Origin of the sequence: Candidatus Laterigemmans baculatus (assembly GCF_010367455.1) — a bacterium.
GTDB lineage: Bacteria > Planctomycetota > Planctomycetia > Pirellulales > Pirellulaceae > Laterigemmans > Laterigemmans baculatus.
Genome location: NZ_WRPR01000059.1, coordinates 1 through 10,795, shown reverse-complemented (window position 1 = coordinate 10,795; position 10,795 = coordinate 1). Strand labels below are relative to the sequence as shown.

The 10,795-nt window shown below is 60.7% G+C and carries 3 protein-coding genes, 1 tRNA gene and 2 rRNA genes; 3 read left to right on the top strand and 3 right to left on the bottom strand.

Going from position 1 to position 10,795, the window contains the following annotated elements:
* The 3 genes from GNK13_RS21915 to GNK13_RS12250 all read left to right on the top strand — a co-directional run.
* Window positions 1-1,246: tetratricopeptide repeat protein (locus GNK13_RS21915; RefSeq protein ID WP_203545361.1), on the top strand; the 1,246-nt coding region annotated here is incomplete at its 5' end.
* A gap of 263 nt (window positions 1,247-1,509) precedes the next feature.
* Window positions 1,510-3,984, top strand: coding sequence for a polysaccharide biosynthesis tyrosine autokinase (locus GNK13_RS12255; protein ID WP_164102817.1), 2,475 nt, complete (start codon window positions 1,510-1,512; stop codon window positions 3,982-3,984).
* A gap of 214 nt (window positions 3,985-4,198) precedes the next feature.
* Window positions 4,199-4,272, top strand: a tRNA-Arg gene (locus tag GNK13_RS12250).
* Window positions 4,273-4,783: 511 nt separating this feature from the next.
* Here GNK13_RS12250 and GNK13_RS12245 read toward each other — a convergent pair.
* From GNK13_RS12245 to GNK13_RS12235, 3 genes are all read right to left on the bottom strand, one after another.
* Window positions 4,784-5,512: a hypothetical protein gene (locus tag GNK13_RS12245; RefSeq protein ID WP_164102816.1), complete on the bottom strand. Its 729-nt coding sequence runs from the start codon at window positions 5,510-5,512 to the stop codon at window positions 4,784-4,786.
* 767 nt (window positions 5,513-6,279) lie between these two features.
* Window positions 6,280-7,847: ribosomal RNA gene (locus tag GNK13_RS12240) — 16S ribosomal RNA — on the bottom strand.
* A gap of 1,228 nt (window positions 7,848-9,075) precedes the next feature.
* A 16S ribosomal RNA gene (locus tag GNK13_RS12235) occupies window positions 9,076-10,643 on the bottom strand.
* Window positions 10,644-10,795: the final 152 nt, after the last annotated feature.

Below are 10,795 nucleotides of genomic sequence, written 5' to 3'. Positions count from 1 at the left end.
GCCTCCGGCCTCCGGCCTCCAGCCTGCTGAAACACCCTCACCCCAGCCCTCTCCCGCAAGCGGGCGAGGGAGCCAGACGACGACTCCGGCCTCCGGCCTCCAGCCTGCAGAGACACCCTCACCCCAGCCCTCTCCCGCAAGCGGGCGAGGGAGCCAGACTGTCCGGGAGGTGGAGCTCGAGAAGGCTTGGGGGCTGTACTATTTGGTGACGGGCCAGCCGCAGCGGGCGGTGGAACATTTGCGGCGGGCGGCGGACGTGGAGCCTGCGCTGTGGCTGCAGATCGCGGCGGTCGAGGGGCAAAGCGGCGAAGCGACGGCCGAGCAGCTGCGGGCGACGTTGGTGACGGCCCGCGAGCGGCTGGAGCAACAATTTGCGGCTGAGCCAGCCAATGTCCGCTATCGGATCCTGTACGCGACCAGCCTGTATCACCTCGACGAGCTCGAGCGGGCCGAAGAGGTGCTGCGGGAAGGGATGGCCGCGGGGGACCATCCAGCCTTTCGCCAGTTGCTGGCGGCTGTGTGCGTTCGCCGGTACGACCGCCGGGTGGCTCGGGCGGGCGACGGGGAGACTGGCGCTGCGGCAGCTGGGGCGGGAGCGACAACTGGGGCGGAAGCAACAGCTGGGGCGGAAGCGGACGCGGGTGGGCTGCGAGATGCGAGTGGGCTGCGGGAGGGGTTGGGCGAGCTGCAGCGGGCGCTGGAGCTGGATCCGCGGTGCGGGCCGGCATTGGAGCGGTTGTTGGCGCTGTCGCGTACTTCGCCGGAGGTACTGGAGGAGAGTCGCCGGACGCTGCGCGGGTTGATCGCTGCTGGAGAAGCCTCGGCGATGGCCCATTTCACGCTCGGCACGCTCGATTGGCTCGCGGGCGATGGCGAGCAAGCCGGTTTGCACTTGCGGCAGGCGCTCGCTCTCGACGCTGCCCTTCCGGTGGTCGCCAACAATCTGGCCCACGTGATCGGCGAGGATCCGGAGGGGGATCTGGAGGCGGCTCTGGCGCTGGTTTGCGAAGCTGTCGAAGCGGAACCTGAGAATCCGGCGTTTCTCGATACGCGGGGGCGAATTTACGAGAAGCAGGGCCAGTGGGCGGCGGCGGCGGCCGATTATCAGCGGGCATTGGCGGCGAGTCCGGAGCCGCGAAGGGTGCAGCAAAAGCTGGCGGAGATCTACGAAAAGCTCGGTGAACCTGCCCTCGCTGCCCAATTTCGCGAGGCTGCTCGATCGCCGCAACCGGTAGAGCTGGAGTAATCGTCGCGACCGCTCGCGGGCTCGGGAATTGGCGTCCGGGGAGGGGCTGCGCTTTTGACGAACTTGGGGTGTGGCTCTATTCTGGCGTTGAGCTTTTATCTCTGCTCGCCCTGCCTTTGCCGCTCCTCGGTGCCTGATGCGCCGGTGGGTTGGCCAGTGCAGACAATACGCTGGTGCCGCGACACGCTGATGTCGGCGGCTTGCCAGTGCTGTGGGCGAGCGGGAATGGGCTGGCTCGTTTGCTCCTCCTTGATTGAACACCGATGCACGCACCGATGGACGCTCCGGAACTGCTTTCAAGTCCTCCTGGCGAAGGCGGTCCATCGCTGGCTGGGATCCTGTGGCGGCGGAAGGGCTACGTCATCTTCTTTTTGTTGGTCGGTTTGGGAGGGGGGTACGCGTACTTCACCCAGGCCACCGAGATCTACCAGGCCGCGGCTGTTATCGAGGTCTACCGCCATCAGTCATCGGACGACGAGGCGTCAGCCGCGGAACGCATCGCGGCGATGGCCCCCAACGTGGGATACATCCGCGCCGAAGTCACTAGCGATCCAGTGCTTCTATCCGCAGTAGAGTTGGGAAATCTTACTGAATTACCGGGGATGCCATCCAACCCGAGCGAAGCGGTTGGTGCAATTCGCCAGGGGTTGGTGTTGGAGTCCGCGATCGAGGGTGCCTCGGAGCAGGACCGTTCGATCGTTGAGGTCAGCTTCGAATCGGGCGATCCGAGACTTTGCGCGGCCGTCGTCAACGCGGTCGTCTCGGCGTACGAGGAGTATGTAGGGGGACGGCATCAACGTGCGGTTGAGAATGTCGTAGGGGTTTTCCGTGAGTCGCGGGACTCAATTTTGCCCCAGCTGAACAAGCTGGAAGAAGAATACACCGCCTTTCGCTCCAAGGCGCCGCTCGAGTGGACCTCCGATGGCGAAGCGGTGAACCCGTTTCGCGAAGACGTGCTGCGGATGGAAACGCAGCTCGACGCGATGCAGACCGAGGCTCGGCAGCTGACCAACAAGTTGAAGCTGATCGAGGAGTCGACCAAGAGCCACGATAGCGCCGTGCTGGTCCTGCAGGAGATCCAGTATTTGCTGGACGAGGTCAGCGATGTGAAGGCGCTGGAGACCGCGCTCGTCGAAGGGACCGATGCGGAGATCGAGATCCAAAACCGCCTCGTGCCGCTGCTGATCCAAGCCGACATGCTGGGGACGCAGTATGGCGAAAACCATCCGGCTCGGAAGAACGTCGAGCGGCAAATCGAGGCGACGCGGAAGGCGTTGGCTGAACTTGAGCGGACGAAGCAGGCTCTCGCCGAGGACGAGAGCAAAATCGAAGCTCGTCGCGAGGAAGGGGCGCGAACGCTGCTGCGGAGCTACGTCAATGGGCTGCAGAAAAAGAAGCAGTTGATCGAAGACGACATCGCCGACGCCGAAGAGCGGTTGGCGGAGGCTCGGGAACGGGCTCACGCCTTGATCGCCTTTGAGAACGAGAACGCCTCATACACGCGGCGGATTGCTCGTTACCAGGAGATGCTCGATTCGTTCGACAGCCAGCTCGAGCGGTCGAGTCTCCCGCTGGTCAATCCGGGGCTGGAAGTGAATACCTTGCGGCCTGCCGGGATGGGCTACCTGGTCGGTCCGCTGCTTTCCAAGTGCTTGTTGCTGGGAGCGTTTTTGGGGGCTGCCGTCGGTGCGGGGCTGGGGTGGTTGGTCGATTGGTCGGAGCGAACGTTCCGCAGCCCCGACGAGGTCTCGCAGGCCCTCGACTTGCCGATCCTGGCTCACCTGCCCCTGATCACGCGTCCGCGGAAGCGGCGTCGCAGGAAGCAGGCGAGCGGAGCGTATGATTCGATCGACCGCTCCATCGTCGTGCTGCACGATCCTCAGAGCCCGACGGCCGAGGCGGTGCGTTCGGTCCGTACGTCGCTGTTCTGCAGCTCAAGCAAGGACCTCGAGTTCCAAGTCATCCAGGTCACCAGTGCCCTCTCCGGGGACGGGAAGAGTACGTTTGTCGCGAATTTGGCCGCCAGTCTGGCGAACGCCAACAAGCGGGTCGTGGTGATCGATGCGGACCTCCGCCGCCCGACGCAGAACCGGTTGTTCGGCAGCGATAGCGAGATCGGGTTGACCACGGTGCTCAACGGCGACTGCTCGCTGGCCGAAGCGGTGGTTCCGACCGCTGTGGAGGGGCTGTATCTGCTCCCCTGCGGGGCCAAGCCGAGCAACCCGTCGGAAGCGCTGACGCTGCGGGAGTTCGGGCAAACGATCGACGACCTGCGGGCCGAGTTCGACATGATCCTGATCGACACTCCGCCGCTGCTGGCGGTGACGGATGCAGCGAATGTGAGTGCGAACGTCGACGGGGTGTTGTTCGTGATGCGGATCGGCCGAAACATCAAACCGTTGGCACGACGAGCGACGCAGATGCTGCGATCGCTGCACGTGAACATGATCGGGATCGTCGTCAACGCGATCGGCGACAGCGGCTACTCAGCCACCTACGCCTCGAACTGGTCGACCGAGTATGGCGGGCGACCGGGGACCGAATATGGTTACGGGTACGACTCGAAAGTCAGCGGAGCCTATCTCGGAGCTTCCAAAGGCGGAACGGTCACCGTGCGGGGAAAGAGTCTAGTGAACGAAGCGGCCAGCCGGCGGTCGGTGGAGGGGCACCGGCAAGCCGAGAGCGAATCCACCCCGGACGACGAATTCGCCTCGATCACCAACGGCCACCTCCGCTAAGCCCAAAGTCGCCTTTCGCTCCGTGAAAGTTGTGCAGAGTCGCCTTTCGCTCCGCGAAAGTTGTGCAGTAACGCTACTTTCGCGGAGCGAAAGGCGACTATGGCGGAGCGGAAGGGGGCTCTGAGAATAGAATTGCGAAGCCGCCTTGCGAGCCTCGCCCACTGCGGTACAATTTCGCCAGACCAAGCACGGCAGCCGCCGAGCAATCGTCTACGCACCCCTAGCTCAACTGGATAGAGCATCGGTCTACGGAACCGAAGGTTACAGGTTCGAATCCTGTGGGGTGTACTGTCGGGAAAAAGCCCGCTTCGGATGCCGCCTGATGGCATTCAAAGCGGGCTTTTTTCGTGTTGCGGCAGAGCGTCTCGCGTCCAGTGATCCCGGCCATTTCCGGAACTGGGGGATAGGCTCTGTCAGAAAAATCGGCGATTCCAATCTTTTGAGCCGCAGGCGCTAGCCTCGGGCCTCGCAGCCCCAGGATTTCTGCTGCAGCACCCGCGGCTAGCGCCGTCGGCTCATGGGGTTCTGCTGCAGCACCCGCGGCTAGCGCCGTCGGCTCAGGGGGGTCTGACAGAACCTAGGCTGGACAGCACCACTTTCTCACGCTGAATTGCCATAAAGTCAGCAGTGCCCAGCGGTTGGCTACCGAGTCGTTTAACGGCAAGCCGAAGGCGACTGTGTTTTAAAAAGCAGTCGCCTTCGGCTTGCCGTTAAACGATTTTTCTGCGAGCGGTTCCGCTGCGAACGGAAGGGGCGCGAGGCCCGAGGCTAGCGCCAGCGGCTCAAAAGTGGGCCGAGCCTAGGGCAGTTGGCCCGAGACGGCAGTCTGCCTCTTCTTCCAAAGCCGCCCTGCTCCGCTGGCTCCGAGGGTCAGGCAGAATGCGAGCGTCGCGAGTGAGGCGGGCTCGGGGACGGCGGTCACCCCGCGGAGGGCAAACGCGGTCGTCGCGCCTGGGCCAAAGGTGACCTTGTTCCACTCGTAGGTCACGTAGTCATAAGTGTGTGCCATCCCGCCGGTCCGGGCGACGGCCATCCATGACCAGTTGGGAGTTGCGGTGCTCGTTCGGTTGAAGATCGAGAGGTAATAAGACCCCTCGGCCAGCTGCGTCTCGGTGATCGCCGCCGAGTAGGAATAGATGTTCGCTTGGTTCGGATAATCGGCGGACGCGACTGGCGAAGCAACGCTGACGTTCTCTTGGAAGAGCCTGTCGCCGGGGCCGAGAGCGGTGGCACGATAGATCTCGATCGTGAAGTCCTGAGGATCGGTGCTTCCACTGCTTCCGTCCACGCCCCACCAGTCGACGCTGTGAAGCGAAGTCGAGCTGGTCAGGGAAAACCGGTCTCCGGCCTGTCGCTTGGCGCTTGAGTCCGAGATCAGGGGCAGAGAGAAGGGGTAAGCGTCATCGTAGGTCGCGTTGCTCTGAAATACGATCTCTGCCGCGACGGGAGCGGGGGCGATGCCGAGAGCGACGAACGCAAGGCAGGCCAGACAACCGACGCGTGCATATGTCCCAAGATCCTTCAACACTGTTGCCGGTCCCGCAAATCGGAAGAAACGCTTCGAACGGTGATGCTCACTCCCCCTGAAGTTACTGGTGTGCGGAAGCCGGTGCAATCGGTGGCAGGGCAAGATGCGGGAAGGATAAGTTAGAGGCGGGTGGCCACGGGAGGAGAGGGAGCGGGTAGACGAAAGGCGGGCCACGGAAAGACACGGAAGGGCACGGTAGGAGGAGACGGTGGCGGGTACGGCGAGAGGGCCACCGAGGGCACGGAGAGCACCGAGGTAAAATGGCAGGGAGTGGAGGAACAGGAGATCGCAGAGGTAACGGAGGGGGCTTGCTTGGAGTCGGTTGGCTGCTGGGAGTGGGGGCGAAAGCTTGTTATTTGCGCGATTGGCGATATCCGCGGTTTCAGTGCCCTGCTCTTTCGTGCTTTTCCGTGTCCTTCCGTGGCCAGGCCTTCCCTGTCTTTGGGGACTCGGTCGAATAGGAGCACGATTGGAAGCTCGGCGTACGTCAGCCTTTCCAGGCTGAAGTCTTGCGGCTGGGGCCGGTCAGGCGGGAAAGCCTGGCGTACTGGGGAGCCTGACGTGCGGGAGCGCTGCTTTCGCGGAGCGAAAGGCGACTAGGGGCGCACGAAAAAACCCGGGCTGGTCTGGCGAGGACCGGCCCGGGTTTAGTCTGACGTTATTGGTGGTCGTTTCGATTTGCACCGAAACTGCTTCTACTGAGTGCGAGGTTCGTCTCCACGGATAAGCCTGCCGAGTTACCCCGGACGAGACTTGAATATCCTTAGAAAGGAGGTGATCCAGCCGCAGGTTCCCCTACGGCTACCTTGTTACGACTTAGTCCCAATCGTCGAGCTGACCTTCGGCACCTGCCTCCCTTGCGGGTTAGCTCAGTGACTTCGGGCCCTCCCAACTTTCGTGGCTTGACGGGCGGTGTGTACAAGGCTCAGGAACACATTCACCGCGGTATGCTGACCCGCGATTACTAGCGATTCCGGCTTCATGCAGGCGAGTTGCAGCCTGCAATCCGAACTGGGGCACGCTTTATGGGATTAGCTCGACCTCACGGTTTTGCTTCCCTTTGTACGTACCATTGTAGGACGTGTGCAGCCCTAGACATAAAGGCCATGAGGACTTGACGTCATCCCCACCTTCCTCCGGTTTGACACCGGCAGTCTCTTTAGAGTCCCCGGCATTACCCGCTGGCAACTAAAGATAAGGGTTTCGCTCGTTAAGGGACTTAACCCGACATCTCACGACACGAGCTGACGACAGCCATGCAGCACCTGTGCAAGGGCTCCCCGAAGGGCACCCCCTTGTTTCCAAAGGGTTCCCAAGCATGTCAAATCTAGGATAAGGTTCTTCGCGTAGCCTCGAATTAAGCCACATCCTCCACCGCTTGTGTGAGCCCCCGTCAATTCCTTTGAGTTTCAGCCTTGCGACCATACTCCCCAGGCGGAGCACTTAACGCTTTCGCTACGGCCGGGAGGATGTGGAAGTCCCCCCAACCCAGTGCTCATCGTTTACGGCTAGGACTACCGGGGTATCTAATCCCGTTCGCTCCCCTAGCTTTCGTGCCTCAGCGTCAGAAAAGACCCAGTGAGTCGCTTTCGCCACCGGTGTTCCTGTTGATATCAACGCATTTCACCGCTCCACCAACAGTTCCACTCACCCCTGTCTTCCTCAAGTCTGGGGGTTTGGAGCGCAGTTCCTCGGTTGAGCCGAGGGATTTCACACCCCACCTACCAGACCGCCTACGCACGCTTTAAGCCCAGTGATACCGAATAACGTTTGGACGGTTCGTCTTACCGCGGCTGCTGGCACGAACTTAGCCCGTCCTTCCTCTGAAGATCGGTCAACTATGGGAGAGTACCCCCATAGATTTCCTCCCAACTGACAGCGGTTTACAACCCGAAGGCCTTCATCCCGCACGCGGCGTCGCTCGGTCAGACTTTCGTCCATTGCCGAAGATTCTCGACTGCAGCCACCCGTAGGTGTCTGGGCAGTGTCTCAGTCCCAGTGAGCCGGGTCATGCTCTCACACCCGGTATCCATCGCAGCCTTGGTGGGCCATTACCCCGCCAACAAGCTAATAGAACGCGGTCTGATCCTCGGGCGGAATCTCACCATTTGATCCGGAGATATTATCCGGTATTACCGTCAGTTTCCCGACGCTATCCCGGTCCCAAGGGTACATAACCACGCGTTACTCTCCCTTACGCCGCTCGCCGGCACCTCTCACCACAACCTCCAGTCCATCACCGGAGGGCATGGTGAGAGGCCCGCTGCCGCACGACTTGCATGCCTAATCCACGCCGCCAACGTTCATTCTGAGCCAGGATCAAACCCTTCAATTGTGTATGCTTAGACGACCCAGGTCTCTCCAAGGAGAAACCTGTTGCTTTCCGTAAGAAAGCCGGCCGGTCATAAACTCACCGAAGTTTTTCACCTGTGGATGGAGCTCGGTAGATCTCCATCACAGTCGCCAATTTAAATTGGACGACCTCGCAAGAACTTAAAACTCAGTAGAAGTTCTAACCACCAAATTGTCAAAGATCGGTTGTCGCGGCCGCTTGGGTCGCGAGCTGATTATCTTTTCGATTTCCGCTCGCCGGGTCAAGCCCGAGAAGTCAGAAATTTCTGAGATCGGTTTCTCGCCGGGCAAGCGGCGGGTGAACTTGAGAAGTTCGTTTGCCGCTCGTTGCCAGCGATGGGAGAAGAATAGGCGCGAGGCCGGAGTTCCGCAAGGGCTGTTGCTGCAGCTGCGGAAAATTTCTCGCCCTGCCCCGCTTTTTGCGTGATTTGCTGGGTTTTCGCGGGAATCGCGAAGGGCAGGACGGGCGGGGAGGGAACGGGGAAGACGAAAGGCGGGCCACGGAAAGACACGGAAGGGCACGGAAAGAGGAGACGGGAGCTGGCGATTGCTCGTGCTCGAATTGCGCCGGTTGCTGGTAGGGGGTGGAGGGAGCGGGGGAGACGAAAGGCGGGCCACGGAAAGACACGGAAGAGCACGGTAGGAGGAGACGGTGGCGGGTACGGCGAGAGGGCCACCGAGGGCACGGAGAGCACCGAGGTAAAATGGCAGGGAGTGGAGGAACAGGAGATCGCAGAGGTAACGGAGGGGGCTTGCTTGGAGTCGGTTGGCTGCTGGGAGTGGGGGCGAAAGCTTGTTATTTGCGCGATTGGCGATATCCGCGGTTTCAGTGCCCTGCTCTTTCGTGCTTTTCCGTGTCCTTCCGTGGCCAGGCCTTCCCTGTCTTTGGGGACTCGGTCGAATAGGAGCACGATTGGAAGCTCGGCGTACGTCAGCCTTTCCAGGCTGAAGTCTTGCGGCTGGGGCCGGTCAGGCGGGAAAGCCTGGCGTACTGGGGAGCCTGACGTGCGGGAGCGCTGCTTTCGCGGAGCGAAAGGCGACTAGGGGCGCACGAAAAAACCCGGGCTGGTCTGGCGAGGACCGGCCCGGGTTTAGTCTGACGTTATTGGTGGTCGTTTCGATTTGCACCGAAACTGCTTCTACTGAGTGCGAGGTTCGTCTCCACGGATAAGCCTGCCGAGTTACCCCGGACGAGACTTGAATATCCTTAGAAAGGAGGTGATCCAGCCGCAGGTTCCCCTACGGCTACCTTGTTACGACTTAGTCCCAATCGTCGAGCTGACCTTCGGCACCTGCCTCCCTTGCGGGTTAGCTCAGTGACTTCGGGCCCTCCCAACTTTCGTGGCTTGACGGGCGGTGTGTACAAGGCTCAGGAACACATTCACCGCGGTATGCTGACCCGCGATTACTAGCGATTCCGGCTTCATGCAGGCGAGTTGCAGCCTGCAATCCGAACTGGGGCACGCTTTATGGGATTAGCTCGACCTCACGGTTTTGCTTCCCTTTGTACGTACCATTGTAGGACGTGTGCAGCCCTAGACATAAAGGCCATGAGGACTTGACGTCATCCCCACCTTCCTCCGGTTTGACACCGGCAGTCTCTTTAGAGTCCCCGGCATTACCCGCTGGCAACTAAAGATAAGGGTTTCGCTCGTTAAGGGACTTAACCCGACATCTCACGACACGAGCTGACGACAGCCATGCAGCACCTGTGCAAGGGCTCCCCGAAGGGCACCCCCTTGTTTCCAAAGGGTTCCCAAGCATGTCAAATCTAGGATAAGGTTCTTCGCGTAGCCTCGAATTAAGCCACATCCTCCACCGCTTGTGTGAGCCCCCGTCAATTCCTTTGAGTTTCAGCCTTGCGACCATACTCCCCAGGCGGAGCACTTAACGCTTTCGCTACGGCCGGGAGGATGTGGAAGTCCCCCCAACCCAGTGCTCATCGTTTACGGCTAGGACTACCGGGGTATCTAATCCCGTTCGCTCCCCTAGCTTTCGTGCCTCAGCGTCAGAAAAGACCCAGTGAGTCGCTTTCGCCACCGGTGTTCCTGTTGATATCAACGCATTTCACCGCTCCACCAACAGTTCCACTCACCCCTGTCTTCCTCAAGTCTGGGGGTTTGGAGCGCAGTTCCTCGGTTGAGCCGAGGGATTTCACACCCCACCTACCAGACCGCCTACGCACGCTTTAAGCCCAGTGATACCGAATAACGTTTGGACGGTTCGTCTTACCGCGGCTGCTGGCACGAACTTAGCCCGTCCTTCCTCTGAAGATCGGTCAACTATGGGAGAGTACCCCCATAGATTTCCTCCCAACTGACAGCGGTTTACAACCCGAAGGCCTTCATCCCGCACGCGGCGTCGCTCGGTCAGACTTTCGTCCATTGCCGAAGATTCTCGACTGCAGCCACCCGTAGGTGTCTGGGCAGTGTCTCAGTCCCAGTGAGCCGGGTCATGCTCTCACACCCGGTATCCATCGCAGCCTTGGTGGGCCATTACCCCGCCAACAAGCTAATAGAACGCGGTCTGATCCTCGGGCGGAATCTCACCATTTGATCCGGAGATATTATCCGGTATTACCGTCAGTTTCCCGACGCTATCCCGGTCCCAAGGGTACATAACCACGCGTTACTCTCCCTTACGCCGCTCGCCGGCACCTCTCACCACAACCTCCAGTCCATCACCGGAGGGCATGGTGAGAGGCCCGCTGCCGCACGACTTGCATGCCTAATCCACGCCGCCAACGTTCATTCTGAGCCAGGATCAAACCCTTCAATTGTGTATGCTTAGACGACCCAAGTCTCTCCAAGGAGAAACCTGTTGCTTTCCGCAAGAAGGCCGGCCGGTCATAAACTCACCGAAGTTTTTCACCTGTGGATGGAGCTCGGTAGATCTCCATCACAGTCGCCAATTTAAATTGGACGACCTCGC

Bases quoted from the DNA above. Each gene is read 5' to 3' on its own strand.
- GNK13_RS12255 (WP_164102817.1), top strand. From the start codon at position 1,510: ATGCACGCACCGATGGACGCTCCGGAACTGCTTTCAAGTCCTCCTGGC.